The sequence below is a fragment of the Nocardia sp. NPDC050406 genome (assembly GCF_044459025.1).
Taxonomy (GTDB): Bacteria; Actinomycetota; Actinomycetes; order Mycobacteriales; family Mycobacteriaceae; genus Nocardia.
Genome location: NZ_JBITIM010000003.1, coordinates 919,276 through 939,140, shown reverse-complemented (window position 1 = coordinate 939,140; position 19,865 = coordinate 919,276). Strand labels below are relative to the sequence as shown.

Below are 19,865 nucleotides of genomic sequence, written 5' to 3'. Positions count from 1 at the left end.
GGGGCCGTCCTCTATTTCGGGACGGGTTCACCACTTTTCACGCTCGCGAGTTTGTCCACAGGCCGCGTGTTGTCCACACTCGCCGAGCGGGCCCTTTCGGCGTTCTTCGCGTTCGGCGACGCTGACCTGCATGAACTCCGAGGCCGCCGCTCCGCCCGCACTGCTGCTCGTATCCGAGCCGCGGCTGCGCGAGGAAATCCGCCGCATTGCCGCTGCCGCCGACCGTCGGGTCGAGGACCGCGCGCTGCCGCTCGGCCGCCATACCTGGCTCGGCGCCTCCCTGGTCCTGCTCGACAGCGCGGCGGCGCGGGCCTGCGCGGCCGCCCGCTGTATCCGGCGCCCCGGCGTGGTGCTGGTGACCGAAGGTGAAGCGGGTTTGCTCGACTGGCAGACGGCCACCGCCATCGGCGCCGAACAGGTGATCGCCCTACCCGAATCCGCCGAAGCCCTGATCGCCGCTTTCGCCGCCTATACCCAGCGTGGCAGCGGAAACGGCGTGGTCGTGGCGGTGGCCGGGGCCTGCGGCGGCGCGGGTGCGTCCACGCTGGCGGCGGCCATTGCCCGCACCGCCGCCGCGCATCGCTGCCGTGAACGCACTCTTCTGGTGGACGCCGCGCCCTTCGGCGGCGGGCTCGATCTGCTGCTCGGCCTCGAGCAGACGCCCGGACCGCGCTGGCCGGATCTCGCCATCGAGGCGGGGCGGGTCTCCGCCGCGGCCCTGCACGCCGCCCTGCCCGGTGTGCGCGGTGTCACCGTTCTCGCCTGTGCCAGAACGACATCCGAGCCGGTGCCGCCCGCACCCGCGATCCGAGCCGTCCTCGAGGCCGCGCACGGCTCCGGCGACTTTCTCGTGGCCGACCTCTCCACCGAGCGCGGCCCGCACACCGACCAGCTCCTCGACGCCGCCGACCTGGTGGTGCTGATTACCCCCGCGACCCTGCGCGCCACGGCCGCCGCGGAGCCCACGGTCGCCCATATTCGAGGTCGAAATCCCAACGTGGCCTTGATCGTTCGCGGGCCATCACCGGGCGGCCTCCGCGCGGACGATATCGCCGAGGCGCTCGGCATCCCGCTGTTGTTCGCGATGCGCCCGCAGCCGGGGTTGGCCCGTCGGCTGGAGAACGGAACCCTGCCGCTGCGGCGGCACGATCCCTTGCGCCGAGCGGCGGAGCGGGTGTTGACGGTGGCGGCGCGGTCGGAGGTTGTGCCTTCAACTCGACGACGAGAAGCGGCTCTCGCGTCCGCACCGAAACCGACTGCGGCCGAACACGAGCCACGCGATCGCCGCGCCGTAGTGGGAGCACGGCGATGATCCCGCGCACCGACGGCGAGGGAGGCCCTCGATGAGCGCCTTGGTGACGGCCGAACTCTTGGATCGGGTGCGAGATCGCCTGGCCGAGGGAGTGGGGGAGCCGGACCCGGCTCAGGTGGCCGCCGCGATCCGCGCCGAGGCGGGCGGCGTACTGGGCGATACCGACCTCCTGCGGGCGCTGCGCTTGTTGCAGACGGAGCTGACCGGCGCCGGGGTTCTGGAGCCGCTGCTGCACGACCCGCGCGTGGCGGATGTCCTGGTGACCGGCCCCGACGCGGTGTGGGTCGATCGCGGCGAGGGTCTGCGGCGGACTTCGGTGCGCTTCCCGGACGAGGCCGCGGTCCGCCGACTGGCGCAGCGCCTGGCCTTGGCGGCCGGACGGCGGCTGGACGACGCGCAACCGTGGGTGGACGGGCGGCTGACGGGCAGCGACGCCGCGATGGGCGCATCGTTCGGCGTCCGCTTGCACGCCGTCCTCGCCCCGATAGCGCACGGCGGAACCTGCCTGTCCCTGCGAGTGCTGCGCCCCGCCACACAGGGCCTGGACGCCTTGGCCGCCTCCGGTGCGGTACCGGCCGCCGCGAAAGCGCTGCTGGAGAACATCATTCGAGCCCGCCTGGCCTTCCTGGTGGTGGGCGGCACCGGCGCGGGCAAAACCACCCTCCTCTCCGGCCTGCTCGCGAAAGTCGATGCGGCCGAACGCATCGTCTGCGTGGAGGACGCCGCCGAACTCGCCCCGCCCCATCCTCATGTGGTTCGCCTGGTGGCCCGCACACCCAATGTCGAAGGCGTAGGCGAGGTGACCGTCCGCGACCTGGTCCGCCAATCACTGCGTATGCGCCCCGACCGCATAGTCGTCGGCGAGGTCCGCGGCCCCGAGGTGGTCGACCTGCTCACCGCCCTCAATACCGGCCACGACGGTGGCGCGGGCACCGTGCACGCCAACTCGCCCCGCGAGGTGCCCGCCCGCCTCGAGGCCCTGGCCGCCTTGGGCGGCATGGACCGCGCCGCCCTGCACTCCCAACTGGCCGCCGCCATCCAGGTGATCCTGCACGTCCACCGCCGCCCCGACGGCTCTCGAGCCCTGCGCGAAATCGGCCTGGTAACCCGGGCCCTCGACCACACGGTTCACATCACCCCCGCCTGGTCCGCCACCGCCCACCCCACCCCCGCCGCCCACACCCTCACCAACCTCATCGACGAACGGCTCGCCCAATGACCCCCACGGCTGATCCCCGTCGCGCCACCTCCCGCTCGTCCGCCGCCCGGTGGCTGGTGCGGATTTGCTTGTTCAGGCGACGCCGCGAGCTCGGGCGGCTGACATGACCACGCTCGTCGGCTATCCGAGTACCGTGCTGGTCTGTCTCGCGTTCGCCGCGCTGACCGCGCCCGCGCCACCCGCGTCCCGCCGCTTGGCCGCTCTCTTGCCGCATGCACGGAAGCGTCGAAAACTGCCTTTTCGCTGGGGGTTTCGGCTTGCCGGTGTGGTTCTCCCGCTGACGTTGCTGGGTATCGGCGTGGGGCCCACGATCGCGGCCGCCTTGGTCGTCGCCACCGTGAGCCTTCGGTCCCGCCGGGCGCGTCGCGGGCGTCGGCGCGCAGCCGAACTCGGGCGCTTGGTGGACGGCTTGGAAGTGGTGATCGGGGAGCTGCGGGTGGGGGCTCATCCCAGCGTCGCCGCTGAGACCGCGGCGCAGGAGATATCGGGGGAGTCGAGTCGGGCGTTCGCGGTGAGCGCCGCGCGCAGCCGACTCGGTGGCTCGGGTGCGGACGGGATGCGGGATCCGAAATCCGTTGTCGCCGAAGAGCTTTTTCGGATCGCCGACGCCTGGCGGGTCGCGGACCGGCACGGGCTCGCACTGGCCGAACTGCTCACCGCGGCACGCCTGGATCTGCTGGGCCGCAAGCGCTTCCACGCGCGAACACAAGCGGCGCTCGCCGGTGCCCGCGCCACCGCCACCGTGCTGTCGTGCCTCCCGCTGCTGGGCATAGCGCTCGGTCAACTGATGGGCGCGTCACCGTTGCGGGTCCTGCTCACCTCCTCGGCGGGCACGGTGCTGCTACCGCTCGGCACGGCTCTGGCCTGTCTCGGCCTGCTCTGGACCGACTCCATCACCCGAAAGGCCCTGCGATGACCGCACTGTCGATCCCGGTCCTGCTCGTGGCTCTCGCGGTCCTGCTGTCCCCGGGGCGGGTGGCGGGCACACGCCGGTTGCGACGGCTCACCGCCCGACCGGACCCGGAGAGTCCGACCGAGGTTCGCGGCACCGCTGATCCCATGGCCGTCGCGGCCGCACTGGATCTCTTCGCCGCCTGCCTGCGCTCCGGACTGCCGACCTCGGCGGCCGCGGACGCCGTCGCTCCCAGCGCGCCCGAACCCTTGGCCGCGGTGCTGCACCGCGCGGCGGACCTACTCGCACTGGGAGCCGATCCGGCCGATGCCTGGGAGCAAGCCGGTGCCGACGTCTCGGACGAGGCGGTCGTCGCGCTCACCCGCCTGGCCCGCCGCTCGGCCCGATCCGGCGCGTCGTTGGCGCTCGCTGTCGGCGAACTGGCCCAGCAGCGCCGCGGCGAGACCGAGGACGCGGCGGCCGCGCGGGCCGAACGGGCCGGGGTGCTCATCAGCGGACCGCTCGGGCTCTGTTTCCTACCGGCCTTCCTGTGCCTGGGAATCGTGCCGGTCGTCATCGGCCTGGCCGGTCACGTTCTGAACGGCGGCCTGCTGTGACAACCACGACCGTGCCGGTGCGGAACGGCCGCACCGCGGCGAAGAGAGGAATTCCCCATGCGATCCACGATTCGAACCCTCACTCTGAACCTGCGCACCAGACTGTGCCTCGCGGCGCTCGCGGACGACGGAATGAGCACCGCCGAATACGCAATTGGGACAATTGCGGCAGCAGCTTTCGGGGCGGTTCTGTATGCGGTGGTCACCGGCGACAGCATTGTCACCGCCCTGACCAAGATCATCGACAAGGCCCTGAAAACTTCCGTGGGCTGATGAATTCACCAGTGCCCTCCGGGGTTTCGCGCGCGAGACCCCGGAACCTCGGCGGCCGAAAACCGTCCTGTCGCGGCGGCGAGGACGGTATGGCGACGGTCGAGGCGGCGATCGCACTGGCCGCGATCATCGCGGGCACGGTGTTGTGCGTCGGCGCGCTCACCGCGGCCTCGGTCCAGGTCCGCTGTATCGACTCGGCCCGGGAAGCCGCGCGCCTCACCGCCCGCGGCGACCATGCGGGCGCGCTGACTGCCGCGCGACGGGTCGGCCCCCCGGGAGCCGCTATCGCGGTCCGTACCGAGGGCGACCTCATCGTCGCCACCGTGACCGCCCGACCGCCACTGCTACCGCTTCGCCTGCGAGCCGAGGCGGCGGCCACGCGCGAACCGGGGGTGTCGAGGTGATCAAGCACTCGGCCGCGAACCGCCCGGTCGATACGTGGCGAGATTCACAGGGCGGCGCGACGGTGGCCGCCGCGCTGGCCGTGGCGGCCCTCCTCGCCGTGACGCTGCTGATCGCCCAGATCGGCGTGGCCATCGCGGCACGCCATCACGTCCAGTCCGCGGCCGACCTGTCCGCCTTGGCGGCGGCCGGTGCCTTGGACCGAGGAACGGCAGCGGGCTGCGCCGAAGCCGAGCGGATCGCACGGCGCATGGTGGTCCGCGTCCGGGAATGCGCGGTCGCCGAGTGGGATGCGACCGTGACCGTCGAATCACCTATTCGGCTCGGCCCGCTGGGCACGCGCATGGTGTCCGCATCGGCACGCGCGGGACCCGCCGAAGAGCGGACGACACTCCCGGAGTAGCTCGCGGCGCGCCAGGAAGTTGCAATACCGGAAGGTCGGTCTACAAATACCGAACGGTTGGTGATGGAAACGGCAAGATCATCCATCGCGACCAATGATGTGTACGCCACACGAGAACATGATCAATACCGAAATTGGATGACTCGGACCGTTCATTAATGTCGGAAATGATCACAATGCATTCCACGCGTAAACCGCGATTCGAATAAATGCACTGGTAAATGCGCGTGGCGATTACCCCCTCGGAGCAACGCATCAGTTAACAGGATCGCATCCCTCTTTAATCTTGTGTGAGGTGCGTCGTGCACGACTCGCGGCGAGTCTTCCGGTTTGCCTGGTTCGCCCGGTATGTCCTACCCGCGACACGCCGTAGAACCAGGTGGAGCTTCGATCTCGCCGCGACGACGGCCGCGTCTCACCCCGACCACGACACCGTCACGATTCGGCGTGCGGTTCGTCATCATCGGGCAGCTCGCCCAAGACCGCCGCCAGCAGCCGCGCGGCCCCCGCCTTGTCCAGCGGATTATTGCCATTTCCGCACTTCGGGGACTGTACGCAGGACGGGCACCCCGTCGCGCACCCGCACGATTGGATGGCCGCCAGGGTCGCCGCCAGCCACCGCCGCAGCCGCGCGAAGCCGCGTTCGGCGAACCCCGCTCCGCCCGGATGCCCGTCGTAGACGAAGACCGTCGGCAATCCGGTATCCGGGTGCAAGGCCGTGGACACGCCGCCGATATCCCACCGGTCACAAGTCGCGACCAGCGGCAACATGCCGATCGCGGCGTGTTCGGCCGCGTGCAGCGCCCCCGGCACTCGCCGCTCGTCGAGCCCGGCGCGTTCGAGTAGTTCGGGCGTCACGCTGTAGAGCACGGCCCGGGTCGGCAGTGGCTGTGGCGGCAGGTCCAGGGGGATCATGTCCAGCACCTCGCCGCTGGGCAGCCGCCGCAGATATCCCACCACCTGCCGGGTGACCAGCACCCGCGCCAGCGCGGTCGTCACCGAACCGTATATCCGCTGTTCATCGACCTTTTCGACGGCGATCGTGGTGACCTCGCGCGCACTGGTGGTCCAGTTCGGCGTCTCGGCGCGCACCAGGGCCACGCCCTCGTCCAGATCCAGTTCATCCACCACGAAGCTCTCGCCCTGATGCAGGTGAACGGCCCCGGGATGCAGTGTCGCGGGCGCGCGACCGGCGTCGGTGCTGCCGAGCAGCCGCCCGCTCTCGCAGTCCACCACCGCCACGGTCGTGCCGATCCCGCCGCGCACGTCGACCGCGTCGTGCGGATGCGCGTCGGCGGTCACGAACCACCGCCCCGACCCGTCCGGCCCGATACCCGCCCGCCGCCGGATCACACCCTGTTTCGCCAGGTCGGACAGCAATTCCCAGGCCTCGAACCCGCGTACCTCGTCGTCGGTGAGCGGCTGTTCCATGGCCGCGCACAGCAGGTGCGGCCCCAAGACATAGGGATTGTGCGGATCGGTGATGGTGGCCTCGATCGGCTTGCCGAGCAGGGCCTCCGGATGGTGGACGAGGTAGGTGTCGAGCGGATCGTCACGGGCGATGAGCAGCACCAACGCCCCCTGCGTGCGCCGCCCGGCCCGCCCGGCCTGCTGCCAGAACGAGGCCACCGTCCCCGGATACCCGGTCACCACAACGGCATCCAACCCGGCGATATCGACGCCGAGTTCCAGCGCGTTGGTGGTCGCCACGCCGAGCAAAGAGCCTTCCGACAAGGCGTTTTCCAGGGCCCGCCGATCCTCGGCGAGGTATCCGGCGCGGTAGGCGGCCACCCGCTCGGGCAGTGTCGGATCCACCTGTGCGAGTAGATGCCGGGTGTCCATGGCGACCAGCTCCGCGGCCCGTCGCGACCGCACGAAGGTGAGCGTGCTGGCCCCCTCGGCCACCAGTTCCGACATCACCCGCGCCGCCTCGGCGCCCGCCGAACGTCGCACCGCGGCGCCGTTTTCCCCGGTCACGCCCTCGATCAGCGGTGGTTCCCAGAGTCCGACGGTGCGCGGCCCCTGCGGTGATCCATCCTCGGTGACGGCCACACAGGGCGCGCCGATCAGCCGTGCCGCGCTCGCGGCCGGGTCCCCGGTGGTCGCCGAGGAGAGGATGAAGGTGGGATTCGCCCCGTACCGGGCGGCGAGTCGCCGCAGCCGCCGCAGCACCAGTGCCACGTGCGATCCGAATACGCCCCGGTAGGAATGACATTCGTCGATCACCACGTACCGCAGATTCCGCAGCAGCCGCGCCCATCGCTGATGCGAGCGCAGTATGCCGAGGTGCAGCATGTCGGGATTGGTGAAGACCCACCGACCGTTGGTCCGCACCCACTGCCGGATCTCGCTCGGCGTGTCGCCGTCGTAGGGCGCGGGATGGATACCGCGCAGCCCCTCGGAGAGCACGGTCGCGGCCCGCAGTTGGTCGGCTCCGAGCGCCTTGGTCGGCGAAAGATAAAGGGCGGTCGCCCTGCTGTCCTCGTGTAATGCGGTCAGGATGGGCAGCTGGTAGCCGACCGATTTCCCGGAGGCGGTACCGGTGCTGACCACCACGTTCCGACCGGAAAAGGCCAGGTCGGCGGTGTGTACCTGATGGGTCCACGGCGTCTCGATCCCGCAGTCCCGCAGCGCGTCGACCACCGGCGCGGCCGCCCATAGCGGCCATTCCGTGACCTGGGCCGCACGGGCTGGTAGCTCGGTGATATGAGTGAGTCTGGCGTCACTATTTCCGAAGCCGAATAGGACACGATTCAGCAACGATCTACCGTAGGTGGGGCCTCCGCTTAGGGCCGCCTGGTCTGCCTGATTCATCGAACCTGTCGCGCGACACGCACGCACGGTGCGAACGGTGTGTATGTCCGGGGCTCTACCTGCCATTTCACTACAGAGTAGCGGCTTGGGTCACAGCCCGTTTGCCGGATGCTCGCTCGGTTATCTAGAGGCAAACCTACTTCAAGTACGGATTTGGGCATTATGCCCCTCACCTGCGCATTCGCAAGATCAACTTTTTTGCAAATTGTGGGTAACTCTGCTGTTGAATTGCCCGAAGACATGGTTCACTGGTTCCTGGTCGCAAGCTTCTGTGTTCGAGGGACGGATCCAAAGTCCAAACCATCAGCAGGATCGATGTTGCGAACGGTGTGCTTGGTGCTTTCCTGCAGGGGGAACAAGAGTACAGCGGTCGGAACGGACCCGGTGGATGAACCTACTTGTCCGCCGTTCCGGTATGGAAAGAGAAGGAACAGAATGGCACAGGGAACTGTGAAGTGGTTCAACGCGGAGAAGGGGTTCGGCTTCATCGCGCCCGAGGACGGCTCCGCTGACGTCTTCGTCCACTACTCCGAGATCCAGGGCAGCGGTTTCCGCACCCTCGAGGAGAACCAGAAGGTCGAATTCGAGGTCGGCCAGGGCACCAAGGGCCCGCAGGCCACTGGTGTTCGCGCGCTCTGACGAGCGGGCCTACCCCTACAGGTATCCGTCCCTCACCGCCACCCGGCGGTGGGGGACGACCCATATCTGGACCCATTACACTCGATCACAACCCGGGGCCACATAGGCGCTGTGCCCGAGACACAGCCCTTGAACACGGTATAAACGTTGCTGGCAGCGATATCAGTAGTCGCAGCCGCTTGCCCCAGCCGCGTATCAGCGCGCATACCAAGCGCCGCGCGGATCGACAGGAAAGGTGTGTTCGCCGGTGGCAACACGAGACCGCGGTGCAGCGCCGAACTCCCAGGCAGCGCCCGACCAGGGGCGTCCCCTGCGTCGTCTCGTGATCGTCGAGTCACCGACGAAGGCCCGGAAGATCGCTCCTTATCTAGGTCGCAACTACGTCGTCGAGGCGTCGGTCGGCCATATTCGCGACCTGCCGCGCGGTGCGGCGGATGTGCCCGCCAAATATAAGGGGCAGGACTGGGCCCGCCTCGGCGTCGACGTCAACAATGACTTCGAGCCCATCTACGTCATCAGCCCGGATAAGAAGGCCAAGGTCAGCGAGCTGAAGAGCCTGCTCGCCGATGTCGACGAGCTCTATCTCGCCACCGACCCCGACCGCGAGGGCGAGGCCATCGCGTGGCATCTGCTGGAGACCCTCAAGCCGAAGGTTCCGGTTCGGCGCATGGTGTTCCACGAGATCACCGAGCCCGCCATCCGCGCGGCGGCCGCCGACACGCGCGACCTGGATCAGGATTTGGTCGACGCGCAGGAGACGCGGCGCATCCTGGACCGGCTATACGGCTACGAGGTCAGCCCCGTGCTGTGGAAGAAGGTCATGCCGAAGCTCTCGGCGGGCCGCGTGCAGTCGGTGGCGACCCGCGTCATCGTGCGGCGCGAGCGCGAGCGCATGGCGTTCCGGTCCGCGGAGTATTGGGATATCGCGGCCAAGCTCGATGCGGGGGGCGAGAACGGGGATTCGAATCCGCGCGTTTTCGGCGCCCGCCTGGTGCAGGTGGACGGGGCGCGCGTGGCGACCGGTCGCGATTTCGGACCGGACGGGCAGCTCAAGACCCAGTCGGGTGTGACCGTGCTGGACAGTGCGTACGCGCACCGGCTGGCGGAGTCGCTGCACGGGGTGGACCTCGGTGTCACCTCCGTCGAGTCCAAGCCCTACACGCGTAAGCCCTACGCGCCGTTCATGACCTCGACCCTGCAGCAGGAGGCGGCGCGCAAGCTGCGCTTCACCTCCGAGCGCACCATGCGCATCGCGCAGCGGCTCTACGAAAACGGCTACATCACCTATATGCGTACCGACTCGACGACCTTGTCGGAGTCGGCGATTCGCGCGGCGCGGGCGCAGGCCACGCAGCTCTACGGCGCGGAGTACGTGAGTCCCACACCGCGCCAGTACAACCGGAAGGTCAAGAACGCGCAGGAGGCGCACGAGGCGATTCGTCCCTCGGGCGACACCTTCGCCACCCCCGGTGAGCTGCACGCGCGGCTCGACAACGACGAATTCCGTTTGTACGAACTGATTTGGCAGCGGACCGTGGCCTCGCAGATGGCCGACGCCCGCGGCACCACGCTGACCGTGCGCATCACCGGTGTCGCGAATACCGGTGAGGAGTGCGTCTTCTCGGCCTCGGGTCGCACCATCACCTTCGCGGGCTTCCTCAAGGCGTACGTGGAGAGTGTCGACGAGGAGGCGGGCGGTCAGTCCGACGACGCCGAATCGCGGCTGCCCGCACTGTCGGAGGGGCAGAACGTCACCGCGGTGGAGCTGAATCCTGATGGGCACACCACCAATCCGCCGCCCAGATTCACCGAAGCCTCGCTGGTGAAGGCCCTCGAAGAGCTCGGCATCGGCCGTCCTTCGACCTACGCCTCGATCATCAAGACCATTCTCGATCGCGGGTACGTCTACAAGCGCGGTAGCGCGCTGGTGCCGTCGTGGGTGGCGTTCGCGGTGGTCGGTCTGCTGGAGGCGTACTTCGGCCGCCTCGTGGACTTCGACTTCACCGCGGCCATGGAGGACGACCTCGACGCCATCGCCGGTGGACGCGAACAGCGCGGAAACTGGTTGTCCAGCTTCTACTTCGGCGGCGAGAACGGTGTCGAGGGTTCGGTCGCGCGCAGCGGCGGACTCAAGAAGATGGTGGGTGAGCAGCTCGACGACATCGATGCGCGAGTCATCAACTCCATCAAGCTTTTCAGCGATTCCGAGGGCCGCGACGTGGTGGTCCGGGTCGGCCGATTCGGGCCGTATCTGGAGCGCATGGTCGCCAATCCCGATGACCCGCAAGGGGATCCGGTCTCGCAGCGGGCGAATCTGCCCGACGAGCTGCCGCCGGACGAGCTGACCCCGGAGGTCGCGGAGAAGCTGTTCTCGACGCCGCAGGAGGGTCGTCGACTCGGCACCGATCCGGCGACCGGGCACGAAATCGTCGCCAAGGAAGGACGTTTCGGCCCCTACGTCACCGAGATCCTGCCCGAGCCCGCCGAGGACGCCGACACCGGCGCGAAGAAGACCAAGAAGGCGGCCGCGCCCAAGCCGCGCACCGGCTCACTGTTCAAATCCATGGATCTGTCGACCATTACGCTCGACGACGCGCTGAAGCTGCTGTCGCTGCCGAGGGTGGTGGGTGTCGATCCGGAGTCGGGCGACGAGATCACCGCGCAGAACGGGCGCTACGGGCCGTACCTGAAGAAGGGCACCGATTCGCGGTCGCTCGCCGGTGAGGAGCAGATCTTCTCGGTCACGCTGGAGGAGGCGTTGAAGATCTACGCCGAACCCAAGCGGCGCGGCGGACAGGCGGCAAGTGCGGCGCCGCTGCGCGAGCTGGGTATCGACGCGGCGACGCAGAAGCCGATGGTGATCAAGGACGGCCGGTTCGGTCCGTATGTCACCGATGGCGAGACCAATGCCAGCCTGCGCAAGGGCGACGAGGTCGAATCCATCACCGATGAGCGGGCCTCGGAGCTGTTGGCGGACCGCCGGGCGCGCGGCCCGGTGAAGAAGACCGCGAAGAAGGCGGCCAAGAAGGCACCGGCCAAGAAGGCCGCCTCCAAGACCGCCGCCAAGAAGGCGGCGATCAAGGCGACCGATCCCACCAATGTGGTGAAGAAGGGCACGACCAAGAAGGCGGCCGCCAAGAAGGCCGCGAAGAAGGCCAGCGCCTCGAAGTCCTGACCGGTCGCGGGGGTTATTTCTGTCGGTGCCTTCCCGTAGCGTGTGAGCACGGGAAACGCACCAGCGGAAGGATTTTCGATGACCGTGGATCGGGAGCGCGAGGATCTCATCGCCAGCCTCGCCGAGCAGCGCCGCCTGTTCGGTATCACGCTGCGCGGTATCGACGACGCGCAGGCGCGTGAGCGCACTACGGTCAGCGAACTCACCCTGGGTGGGCTGCTACACCACATCGTCAGCACCGAACGGCACTGGACGACCGTCATCATCGAACGCGACGAGAACTCGGAATTCGATGTGTCCGGGATGGATTCGGCGTATCGGCTGGGCCCGGACGAGACCGTCGCGGGGCTGCTCGTCGAATGGGACGAGGTGGCGGCGCGCACCGAGAAGCTGATTCGCGAGGTGGACAGCTTCGACACCCCCATTCCGATTCCCACCGCGCCGTGGGCGCCGGAGCGGGAGTGGTGGTCGGTGCGGGTGATTCTGTTCAATATCTTCCGCGAGATCGCGCACCACAGTGGGCACACCGACATCATCCGGGAGTCGCTGGACGGGGCGAATACGACACATCAGCGCGTCTGACTTCTCTGGTGGACGTCGGCGAGGCTGTCGGCGGGTGCCGCTAGGGTGTACGACGTGGCGGGTGTCTTCGATCGGCTGGTAGGGCAGGATGCGGTCGAGTCCGACTTGACTGCGGCCGCGGTGGCCGCGCGGGGTGGGGCGGTGTCGTCGTCGGCCATGACGCATTCGTGGTTGTTCACCGGGCCGCCCGGTTCGGGTCGGTCGGTGGCGGCGCTGTGTTTCGCGGCGGCTTTGCAGTGCACCGATCCCGAGCGGCCCGGGTGCGGGAAGTGTCATGCCTGCACCACCACCATGGCCGGAACACACGGCGACGTGCGGCGCGTGGTGCCCGAGGGTTTGAGCATCGGCACCAAGGAGATGCGCGAGATCGTGCAGATCGCCTCGCGCCGTCCCAGCACCGGGCGGTGGCAGGTGGTCGTGGTCGAGGATGCCGACCGCCTCACCGAGGCCGCCGGAAACGTCCTGCTCAAGGTGGTCGAGGAGCCGCCGGAGCGGACCGTGTTCCTGTTGTGCGCGCCGTCGGTGGATCCCGAGGACATCTCCGTGACGCTGCGGTCGCGGTGTCGGCACGTGCATCTGGTGACGCCGTCGGTCGATGCCATCGCGAAGGTGCTGGTCGAGCGCGACGGCCTCGATGCCAAGACCGCCGCGTGGGCGGCCTCCATCAGCGGCGGCCATGTCGGGCGCGCCCGACGCCTGGCCACCGACGACGAGGCGCGGACCCGACGCAAGCGAGCCCTGGCCCTGGTCGCCGCCACCGCGCGCCCCGGCGCGGCCTACGCCGCCGCCGACGCCCTGGTGAAATCCGCCGATGAAGAGGCCAAAGAGGTCAGCGCCACCCGCGACGAGAAGGAACGCGACGAACTCGCGACGGCCATGGGCGCGGGCGGCACCGGCAAAGGCACCGCGGGCGCGACCCGAGGCTCGGCCGGAGCCCTCAAAGATCTCGAGCGTCGCCAGAAGTCCCGCGCCACCCGCACCGGCCGCGACGCCCTGGACCGCGCCCTCATCGACGTCGCCGGTCTCTACCGCGACGCCCTCGCCGTCGGCCTGCGCGCCGCCACCCCCGACTCCACCTCCGGCGTAGCCCTCACCCACCCCGACATGTCCGACCAAATCCGCGAACTCGCCTCGGACGTCCGCCCCGAGGGCCTACTCCGCTCCATCCAGGCCGTCCTCGAATGCCGCGAAGCCCTCGACACCAACGTGAAGCCCCGCTTCGCGGTAGCGGCCATGGTCGCCACCCTCATGGCCGCCCGCTCCGCGTGACCACTACCACGGGTTTTCGCAATCCGCCCCCGAGACGATAGACTCGCACCGCCGAAAGGCACGCCGCCTTAGCTCAGTCGGTAGAGCGCTTCACTCGTAATGAAAAGGTCGGGGGTTCGATTCCCCCAGGCGGCTCCAAAAACCACAGGTGAGCACCGTTTTCGGTGCTCACCTGTTGTCGTTTTCCGGCCCGTGTTCGGTCCGGGCATTCACTCGGATCGATCTGTCACCCGAAGTCGGCCAAGTGGCGGGTTGCCCACTGGCGGAAGGTGTTTGGGGCGGTGCCGGTCAGTTCCCGCACGGTGGGGTGGATGGCGGAGGTGAAGGATTCCGTGGCGGTGGCGCGTAGGGCCATGATGGCGTCGGCCATGCGGGGAGGGACGCCGTGGGACAGGAGGGTTCGGTGGGCGGTGGCGGGGTCGACTTCGACGAATCGCAGTGGTTTGGCCAGGGTGTCCGCGAGGGTGGCGGTCATGTCGGCGGGGGTCAGGGGTTCGGGGCCGCTGAGTAGGTAGGTCTGGGAGTGGTGGCCGGGGGTGGTGAGGACTGTGGCGGCTACGGCGGCTATGTCGTTTTCGTCGATCGCGGCGATGCGGCCGGAGGCGTAGGGGGCGTAGACGGTGTTCTGGTCGCGGATCGTGTTGGCCCAGTGCAGGGCGTTGGCCATGAAGCCGAGGGGAGCGAGGATGGTCCAGTCGAGGCCGCTGGCGCGTAGGGACTCCTCGCCGTGGCGGTGCCAGGTGGGGATGGGGTCGGTGGCGGTGGCGTCGGCGGTGCGGGCCGAGGAGAGTTTGACGACGTGGGTGACCTCGGCGCGGGTGGCCTCGTGGAGGAGATTGGCGTCGTGGACCGGGATTTGGGGGCCGGTGGACAGGAGGAAGACGCGGTCCACGCCCGCGAGGGCGGCGGCGATACTGGCGCGGTCGTTCAGGTCGCCAGCGACCACATCGACGGCGTCGGGGAGTGCGGCGGTGGCGGGGCGACGGGTCAGGGCGCGAACCGGTGCCCCTGCGGTGACGAGTTGGTCGACCAGGGCGCGGCCGACGGTGCCGGTGGCACCGGTTACGAGAATCATGGCGGTCCTTCGGTGAGTCGGTGGGACGCGGCGTCCCGGGACTCGACCACCATCCGGCTGCGATGACGGATACCTCCACCCGCACGGTGGGATTGGTGGAAAGTTTCCATCGGCGGCGGAATACTGAGAGAAATGACCGTCCTCGACGAGTTGGACCGGCGTCTCGTACACGCGCTGCGCATCGACGGACGCGCGCCGTTCAGCCGCATCGGCGAGGTGCTCGGCGTCTCGACGCAGACGGTCGCCCGTCGCTATCGACGACTGCGGGCCGACGCGGGATTGCGGGTCGTCGGCTTGGTGCACCACGAGCGCGACGAGCACACGCGCTGGCTGGTCCGGCTCGGCGCGACCACCGCGGCGGCGCGGACGCTCGCGGATTCGCTGGCCCGCCGACCGGATACCTCGTGGGTGAAGCTGCTGTCGGGCGGCACCGAAATTCTGCTCATCGTCCGCATGCCGGGCGACGCGGATGCGGCACAGTCGTTTCTGCTCCGCGAAATCCCCAGGGCCGCAAGCATTACGACGGTCTCGGCGCACTATGTGCTGCACACCTACCTGGGCGGTCCGACCGCGTGGCACGGGCAGGTCGCGGCGCTGGACGAGCGGCAGTGCCGTCGACTCACGCCACGACTCGACGGTCCGGTGTCCGGACGAGCCGTCTCCGATGCGGACGACGCCCTGCTGGCGGCATTGCAGGCCGATGGACGGGCGGGATTGGCCGACCTGGCCACCGCCACCGGGTGGTCACCGGCGACGGTGGCGCGTCGGCTGGCCGATCTGCGTGGGCGCGACGAAATCTTCTTCGACGTGCAGCTCGACGACGCGCTGCTGGGCGCGAATACCCAAGCGCTGCTGTGGATGTCGGTGGCACCGGCTCGGCTCGATGAGGTCGCCAGCGAATTGGCCGGGCACCCCGAGCTCGCCTTCGTCTTCGCCACTACCGGGCCGAACAACCTTGTGGCACAGGTGATGTGCTCGGATACCGGTGCGCTGCACCACTACCTGACCCGCCGCCTCGGCACCTTCGAGGCCATCCGAACACTCGAAGTCGCACCGGTATTGGCCACGATCAAGGCCGCGGGCCGCCTCAACCCGTCGTGCACCGGCCAGCGCAGCGCCCGCGCGATGAAGAAGGCGCTCGCGCCTACAGGTCCGGCAGGCCCAGGTCGAGGTTCGGGGCGGTGAGGCCGCCGTCCACCTCGAGGATCTTGCCGGTGACGTAGCCGCCCGCGGGGGAGCAGAGGTAGACGGCGGCGGCGGCGATTTCCCAGGGTTCGCCGATGCGCTGGAGTGGGGTGGCGTCCTCGATGCGCTTCTTGATATCCGGTTGCTGCGCAACGACATCCAGGGCGGAGGTGAGGACCGAGCCGACGGCGATGGCATTGACGCGAATGCGGGGGGAGAGGTCGGTGGCGGCCATGCGGGTCCAGTGGGCCAGGGCGGCCTTGGCGGTGCCGTAGGCGAGGTAGCCGCGGCCGGGGACGCGGCCCAGGGCGGAGGAGATGTTCACGACGGAGCCGCCGTCGTTCTCGAGCATGTGCGGGGTCGCGGCGACCGTGAGGGCGTGTGCGGTGGTGACGTTGAAATGGAACGCCTGGTCGAGGAATTTCGGGGTGGTGGTGAGGAAGGTGTTCGGCATGGTGCCGCCCACATTGTTGATCACGATGTCGAGGCGGCCCAGCTCGGCCGCCGCGGTGTCGGCGAACGCGGTCAGCGTATCGGTGTCGGAGAGATCGCCCGGGAAGACGACCGCGCGGCGGCCCAGGGCGCGGACCTTGCCCGCCACTTCTTCGAGCTGATCGGCGGTACGGGCGGCGATGGCGACATCCGCGCCCGCCTCGGCCAATGCCAGGGCGGTGGCGGCGCCGATGCCGCGGCCCGCTCCGGTCACCACGGCGACGCGGCCGTCCAGTCGGAAGCTGTCCAGGATCATGGGGCGTATCTCCTCGGTGCGGGCGGAGGCCTGGCGAACCCGCTGTCCCGCCGCGCCTGACGCGACCGGACCAGCCGAGCGGTCGACGGTCCGCTGTGTGATGGCGATCACGAAGCAGTTTTTAGAACACGTTCTCGTCTGTCAAGGGGAAGCCGTGCACCGGACACCGATCTGGCGGGCGTGGAAAGGCGCGACTACCGTTGATCCTCGTGGACGCCACGCTCGCGAATACGCCGAATCCCCCCGTTCGCCCCAGGTGGCGGGCCGTGGCGATGCCAGTGCTCACGGGGGCGGCGGTCGCCGGAGTGGTTGCGGCGCTGCACTTTCGCGATCCCCACCAGGAAGGCTCCTGGGGCCTGTGCCCCTTTCACGAGTTCACCGGCTGGTGGTGTCCCGGATGCGGCGGCCTGCGCGGCATCAACAATCTGACCGATGGGCGGGTGCTCGACGCCGTCCAGAGCAATCTGCTCCTGGTCCCGCTCATGGCGATCTTCGCGCTCTGGTGGGGCGATTGGCTGGTGCGCAGTTGGCGCGGTCAGCGCTCCCGACCCCTGCCGACCGGATTGTCGCGCATGTGGCTGTGGGGAGCGCTCGCCTTCCTGGTGGCGTACACGGTGCTGCGCAATTCACCGTGGGGGACCTGGCTCGCCCCGGTGTGATCATCGGCGTGCCGGGGGATGGGATCGGCGGATCGGGGCATGCTGTCGATATGGGTGATTCGCTGAAAGAACGAGTACGGGAGAAGTTACTGCGGCAGCTCAACGAGGACGGTGCGCAGGATCCGGATCAGGACGACATTCGACAGTTGTCGGTCTCCACCGATCTCGATCTGCTCAACACCGTCGCCGACGACGACCCGGTGGTCGAGGAGTTGGCCGAGCGCTATCTCGTGTTCTGAAACCCGCAAATGTCCGCCCCCGGTGACTCACCGGGGGCGGACGCGCGACCTCAGAGCACGCAGGGAGCCGCTCCGGCGGCATCCCCGCCGAACGGGCGGGTCTCCGGCACCGGATTCCAATGTCCTTCGGTGCGACCGTAATTCCACTTCGCGCCGTGCTCGACCAGGCTGGACACCGCATCGATGAGCCGGTCCACATCGGCGGCCGTGGTGCCCAGACCGATACTGGCGCGCAGCGCGCCGTCCACCCCGAGCTTGGCCAGCAGCGGATGCGCGCAGAAACGCCCGTCACGCACCCCGATGCCGTGTTCGGCGGAGAGATACGCCGCCACCTGCCCGGGTTCGAAGCCGTCGACGGTGAAGGCGACAATGCCGACGGCATCGGTGCTGTCGCGCCAGATGCGCAGGAACTTCACTCCCGGAACGGTTTTCAGGCCGTAGCGCAGGCGGTGGGCGAGGTAGAGCTCGTGCTCGGTGACGGTGGTCTCGTCGAGGGCGGCCAGGGCGTCGCAGGCGGCGGCCAGCGCGGCCGCGCCGAGCACATTCGGCGACCCGGCCTCGTGGCGCTGCGGCGCGGGAGCCCAGTCGGCCTCGGTCGCGGTGACCTGGCGGACCGCGCCGCCACCGGCGAGGTACGGTTCGGCCGCATCCAGCCAATCCCGGCGTCCCACAAGCACTCCCGCGCCGAACGGTGCGTAGAGCTTGTGCCCGGAGCAGGCGAGATAGTCGATTCCGGTGCCCTGCAGGTCGATTCGGCGATGCGGCGCCAGCTGCGCGGCATCGACCAGAATGCGGGTGCCGCACTGGTGCGCGATCCACGCCAGTCGCTCGATCGGCAGCAGCTCCCCGGTCACATTCGACGCGCCCGTAATGGCCAGCAGCGCAGCGGGTTTGGCGCACAGCTCGGCGACGATGCGCTGAATGGTCTCCTCGATGGTGTCGGCGGCGCGCACCACGCGGCGGCCGTTGCGGGTCCACGGCAGGAAGTTGGCGTGGTGCTCGGTGTCGAGTACCACGGTGTCGCCCGGTACGCAGGAGGCCAGCAGGTTCAGCGAATCGGTGGTGTTGCGGGTGAAGACCACGCACTGGTCGTCGGCGGCATTGAGGAAGCGCGCCACCGTCTTTCGCGAATTCTCGTAGCAGTCGGTGGAGACGCGCGAGGCGTAGCCCGCGCCGCGGTGCACGCTGGCGTAGTACGGCAGCAGCTCGGCCACCCGGTCGGTGACCTGGCGCAGGGCCGGGGCGCTGGCGGCGTAGTCGAAGTTGGCGTAGGTGGCGGTCCCGCCCTGCACCAGCGGCACCGCGAGATCACATCCGGAGACGGTGGCGAGGGCGGCGCAGCTCTGGTCGGCGAAAGCAGTCATGACGAAATCCCGTCGGTTCAGGGACTCGTGATCGGTGATCGAAGAGTCCGCGCTTGCCGCGTTCTTGTGAACGACGGCCCGGTCGTCACCCGGAGCACCCCACCGCGGAGGAGGGTTGCCGACCAGCTAGCCGGGGCTTGACGCTGGTACTCATGACCTGGTTGGAGAGGTTGGCAGACGCGGCCGGAACTTGTCAACCCTCTCCCGAGAATCATCCGAAAGTTGGATCGGGAGGACCGCAAAGTAGGAAGTAGCGGTTTGTAGGCGTCGGTAGCCTCGATGGTGAAGTTAGGGTAGCCATAGTGCGGTCTGCCCCTGGATCGACAACGAGGAGCACGACCATGCTGGACACCGCGACGCCGTTCTCGACCCTTGTTCGCACCGCCACCGAGCAGCAGCACAACGAGGCCGAGCACAGCTCGTTCATGCGCGACATGCTCGGCGGCACCCTCGGTATCCAGGCGTTCTACCGCTACACCGCCCAGTTGTGGTTCGTGTACGAGGCGCTCGAGCGGCACTCGGCCGAACTCGCCGCCGATCCGGTCGCCGGACCCTTCGTTCGCCCGGAACTTGCTCGCCTGGCCGCACTGGAAATCGACCTCGCCCATCTCGGCGGCGCGGGCTGGCGTGACGAGCTGCGTCCGCTGCCCTCCACACTCGCCTACGCCGCCCGCATCGCCGAATGCGCGCGCACCTGGCCCGCCGGATATGTCGTTCATCACTACACCCGCTACCTCGGCGACCTCTCGGGCGGGCAGGTCATTCGCGGTACCGCCGAGAAGCTGTGGGAGCTGCCCAAGAAGGGCGACGGCGTGCGGTTCTACGTCTTCGACCAGATCTCCAACCCGGCGGCCTTCAAGCGCGAGTACCGCGAGGCCCTCGATGCCCTGCCGATCTCCGGTGAGGAGACCGAGCGGGTACTCGACGAGGCGCGCCTGGCCTTCGCTATGAACACCGATATGTTCGGCGAGCTGGCCGCGGAGTTCCGCGCCTGAACC

At 68.8% G+C, this 19,865-nt stretch carries 19 protein-coding genes, 1 tRNA gene and 1 riboswitch; of the genes, 16 read left to right on the top strand and 4 right to left on the bottom strand.

The window, feature by feature from the left end; genetic code table 11:
- Nucleotides 1-130: 130 nt before the first annotated feature.
- From ssd to ACIBH2_RS27700, 7 genes are all read left to right on the top strand, one after another.
- Nucleotides 131-1,312 carry a septum site-determining protein Ssd gene (gene ssd / locus ACIBH2_RS27730; RefSeq protein WP_397122587.1) on the top strand — a complete coding sequence of 394 codons (1,182 nt, stop codon included), beginning with the start codon at nucleotides 131-133 and terminating at the stop codon, nucleotides 1,310-1,312.
- 31 nt (nucleotides 1,313-1,343) lie between these two features.
- A complete protein-coding gene (locus tag ACIBH2_RS27725; RefSeq protein WP_397122585.1) occupies nucleotides 1,344-2,531 on the top strand; it encodes a TadA family conjugal transfer-associated ATPase in 1,188 nt (395 codons plus the stop codon).
- A gap of 103 nt (nucleotides 2,532-2,634) precedes the next feature.
- Nucleotides 2,635-3,447 carry a type II secretion system F family protein gene (locus ACIBH2_RS27720; RefSeq protein WP_397122583.1) on the top strand — a complete coding sequence of 271 codons (813 nt, stop codon included), beginning with the start codon at nucleotides 2,635-2,637 and terminating at the stop codon, nucleotides 3,445-3,447.
- Nucleotides 3,444-4,040 carry a type II secretion system F family protein gene (locus tag ACIBH2_RS27715; protein ID WP_397122581.1) on the top strand — a complete coding sequence of 199 codons (597 nt, stop codon included), beginning with the start codon at nucleotides 3,444-3,446 and terminating at the stop codon, nucleotides 4,038-4,040. Before ACIBH2_RS27720 ends, ACIBH2_RS27715 begins: the two co-directional genes overlap by 4 nt.
- Before the next feature lie 57 nt (nucleotides 4,041-4,097).
- Nucleotides 4,098-4,313: a DUF4244 domain-containing protein gene (locus tag ACIBH2_RS27710; RefSeq protein WP_397122579.1), complete on the top strand. Its 216-nt coding sequence runs from the start codon at nucleotides 4,098-4,100 to the stop codon at nucleotides 4,311-4,313.
- An 89-nt stretch (nucleotides 4,314-4,402) separates the two neighbouring features.
- On the top strand, nucleotides 4,403-4,717 hold the full coding sequence (locus ACIBH2_RS27705; protein WP_397122577.1) for a TadE family type IV pilus minor pilin: 315 nt from the start codon (nucleotides 4,403-4,405) through the stop codon (nucleotides 4,715-4,717).
- Nucleotides 4,714-5,118 carry an Rv3654c family TadE-like protein gene (locus ACIBH2_RS27700; protein ID WP_397122575.1) on the top strand — a complete coding sequence of 135 codons (405 nt, stop codon included), beginning with the start codon at nucleotides 4,714-4,716 and terminating at the stop codon, nucleotides 5,116-5,118. The genes ACIBH2_RS27705 and ACIBH2_RS27700 overlap by 4 nt, the downstream gene beginning before the upstream one ends.
- A 435-nt stretch (nucleotides 5,119-5,553) precedes the next feature.
- Here the strand turns inward: ACIBH2_RS27700 and ACIBH2_RS27695 are convergent, their stop codons facing one another.
- A complete protein-coding gene (locus ACIBH2_RS27695) occupies nucleotides 5,554-7,932 on the bottom strand; it encodes a DEAD/DEAH box helicase (protein WP_397122573.1) in 2,379 nt (792 codons plus the stop codon).
- Nucleotides 7,933-8,367: 435 nt separating this feature from the next.
- Here ACIBH2_RS27695 and ACIBH2_RS27690 point away from each other — a divergent pair, with 435 nt between their 5' ends.
- From ACIBH2_RS27690 to ACIBH2_RS27670, 5 genes are all read left to right on the top strand, one after another.
- Nucleotides 8,368-8,571 (top strand): cold-shock protein, encoded by a 204-nt coding sequence (locus ACIBH2_RS27690; protein ID WP_029925108.1) that lies wholly within the window; start codon nucleotides 8,368-8,370, stop codon nucleotides 8,569-8,571.
- A 247-nt stretch (nucleotides 8,572-8,818) separates the two neighbouring features.
- Nucleotides 8,819-11,746: a type I DNA topoisomerase gene (gene topA / locus ACIBH2_RS27685; protein WP_397122571.1), complete on the top strand. Its 2,928-nt coding sequence runs from the start codon at nucleotides 8,819-8,821 to the stop codon at nucleotides 11,744-11,746.
- Between the two features lie 78 nt (nucleotides 11,747-11,824).
- On the top strand, nucleotides 11,825-12,328 hold the full coding sequence (locus ACIBH2_RS27680; protein WP_397122569.1) for a DinB family protein: 504 nt from the start codon (nucleotides 11,825-11,827) through the stop codon (nucleotides 12,326-12,328).
- Nucleotides 12,329-12,382: 54 nt separating this feature from the next.
- Nucleotides 12,383-13,597: a DNA polymerase III subunit delta' gene (locus ACIBH2_RS27675; RefSeq protein ID WP_397122567.1), complete on the top strand. Its 1,215-nt coding sequence runs from the start codon at nucleotides 12,383-12,385 to the stop codon at nucleotides 13,595-13,597.
- Nucleotides 13,598-13,659: 62 nt separating this feature from the next.
- Nucleotides 13,660-13,735: transfer RNA gene (locus ACIBH2_RS27670), tRNA-Thr, on the top strand.
- 88 nt (nucleotides 13,736-13,823) lie between these two features.
- On the opposite strand, the gene ACIBH2_RS27665 is transcribed toward ACIBH2_RS27670, so the two are convergent.
- Nucleotides 13,824-14,672, bottom strand: a complete 849-nt coding sequence (locus ACIBH2_RS27665) for an NAD(P)H-binding protein (protein WP_397122566.1) — start codon at nucleotides 14,670-14,672, stop codon at nucleotides 13,824-13,826.
- Between the two features lie 132 nt (nucleotides 14,673-14,804).
- Here ACIBH2_RS27665 and ACIBH2_RS27660 point away from each other — a divergent pair, with 132 nt between their 5' ends.
- Nucleotides 14,805-15,857: an Lrp/AsnC family transcriptional regulator gene (locus ACIBH2_RS27660; RefSeq protein ID WP_397122565.1), complete on the top strand. Its 1,053-nt coding sequence runs from the start codon at nucleotides 14,805-14,807 to the stop codon at nucleotides 15,855-15,857.
- Here ACIBH2_RS27660 and ACIBH2_RS27655 read toward each other — a convergent pair.
- Nucleotides 15,817-16,605 (bottom strand): SDR family oxidoreductase, encoded by a 789-nt coding sequence (locus ACIBH2_RS27655; protein ID WP_397123061.1) that lies wholly within the window; start codon nucleotides 16,603-16,605, stop codon nucleotides 15,817-15,819. The two genes, ACIBH2_RS27660 and ACIBH2_RS27655, sit on opposite strands and share 41 nt — an antisense overlap.
- A 272-nt stretch (nucleotides 16,606-16,877) precedes the next feature.
- On the opposite strand from ACIBH2_RS27655, the gene ACIBH2_RS27650 reads away from it, so the two are divergent.
- Together ACIBH2_RS27650 and ACIBH2_RS27645 are read left to right on the top strand one after the other, a co-directional pair.
- Nucleotides 16,878-17,264, top strand: coding sequence for a DUF2752 domain-containing protein (locus ACIBH2_RS27650; protein WP_397123059.1), 387 nt, complete (start codon nucleotides 16,878-16,880; stop codon nucleotides 17,262-17,264).
- 50 nt (nucleotides 17,265-17,314) lie between these two features.
- Nucleotides 17,315-17,503 carry a hypothetical protein gene (locus tag ACIBH2_RS27645; RefSeq protein WP_397122564.1) on the top strand — a complete coding sequence of 63 codons (189 nt, stop codon included), beginning with the start codon at nucleotides 17,315-17,317 and terminating at the stop codon, nucleotides 17,501-17,503.
- Between the two features lie 50 nt (nucleotides 17,504-17,553).
- Here ACIBH2_RS27645 and ACIBH2_RS27640 read toward each other — a convergent pair whose 3' ends face one another.
- Nucleotides 17,554-18,867 carry an aminotransferase class V-fold PLP-dependent enzyme gene (locus ACIBH2_RS27640; protein ID WP_397122562.1) on the bottom strand — a complete coding sequence of 438 codons (1,314 nt, stop codon included), beginning with the start codon at nucleotides 18,865-18,867 and terminating at the stop codon, nucleotides 17,554-17,556.
- Between the two features lie 44 nt (nucleotides 18,868-18,911).
- Nucleotides 18,912-19,025, bottom strand: a riboswitch (SAM riboswitch).
- Nucleotides 19,026-19,208: 183 nt separating this feature from the next.
- Here ACIBH2_RS27640 and ACIBH2_RS27635 point away from each other — a divergent pair.
- Entirely contained in the window at nucleotides 19,209-19,862 is a 654-nt protein-coding gene (locus ACIBH2_RS27635) for a heme oxygenase (biliverdin-producing) (protein WP_397122560.1), read from the top strand.
- The last annotated feature ends 3 nt before the right edge of the window (nucleotides 19,863-19,865 follow it).

Excerpts from the sequence above, each read along its gene's own strand:
- ACIBH2_RS27635 (WP_397122560.1), top strand. The coding sequence starts at position 19,209 with ATGCTGGACACCGCGACGCCGTTCTCGACCCTTGTTCGCACCGCCACC.
- ACIBH2_RS27705 (WP_397122577.1), top strand. The coding sequence starts at position 4,403 with ATGGCGACGGTCGAGGCGGCGATCGCACTGGCCGCGATCATCGCGGGC.
- ACIBH2_RS27695 (WP_397122573.1), bottom strand. The coding sequence starts at position 7,932 with ATGAATCAGGCAGACCAGGCGGCCCTAAGCGGAGGCCCCACCTACGGT.
- ACIBH2_RS27665 (WP_397122566.1), bottom strand. The coding sequence starts at position 14,672 with ATGATTCTCGTAACCGGTGCCACCGGCACCGTCGGCCGCGCCCTGGTC.
- ACIBH2_RS27640 (WP_397122562.1), bottom strand. The coding sequence starts at position 18,867 with ATGACTGCTTTCGCCGACCAGAGCTGCGCCGCCCTCGCCACCGTCTCC.
- ACIBH2_RS27725 (WP_397122585.1), top strand. The coding sequence starts at position 1,344 with ATGAGCGCCTTGGTGACGGCCGAACTCTTGGATCGGGTGCGAGATCGC.
- ACIBH2_RS27680 (WP_397122569.1), top strand. The coding sequence starts at position 11,825 with ATGACCGTGGATCGGGAGCGCGAGGATCTCATCGCCAGCCTCGCCGAG.
- ACIBH2_RS27660 (WP_397122565.1), top strand. The coding sequence starts at position 14,805 with ATGACCGTCCTCGACGAGTTGGACCGGCGTCTCGTACACGCGCTGCGC.
- ACIBH2_RS27720 (WP_397122583.1), top strand. The coding sequence starts at position 2,635 with ATGACCACGCTCGTCGGCTATCCGAGTACCGTGCTGGTCTGTCTCGCG.
- ssd (WP_397122587.1), top strand. The coding sequence starts at position 131 with ATGAACTCCGAGGCCGCCGCTCCGCCCGCACTGCTGCTCGTATCCGAG.
- ACIBH2_RS27710 (WP_397122579.1), top strand. The coding sequence starts at position 4,098 with ATGCGATCCACGATTCGAACCCTCACTCTGAACCTGCGCACCAGACTG.
- ACIBH2_RS27650 (WP_397123059.1), top strand. The coding sequence starts at position 16,878 with ATGCCAGTGCTCACGGGGGCGGCGGTCGCCGGAGTGGTTGCGGCGCTG.
- ACIBH2_RS27655 (WP_397123061.1), bottom strand. The coding sequence starts at position 16,605 with ATGATCCTGGACAGCTTCCGACTGGACGGCCGCGTCGCCGTGGTGACC.
- ACIBH2_RS27645 (WP_397122564.1), top strand. The coding sequence starts at position 17,315 with ATGGGTGATTCGCTGAAAGAACGAGTACGGGAGAAGTTACTGCGGCAG.
- ACIBH2_RS27690 (WP_029925108.1), top strand. The coding sequence starts at position 8,368 with ATGGCACAGGGAACTGTGAAGTGGTTCAACGCGGAGAAGGGGTTCGGC.
- ACIBH2_RS27715 (WP_397122581.1), top strand. The coding sequence starts at position 3,444 with ATGACCGCACTGTCGATCCCGGTCCTGCTCGTGGCTCTCGCGGTCCTG.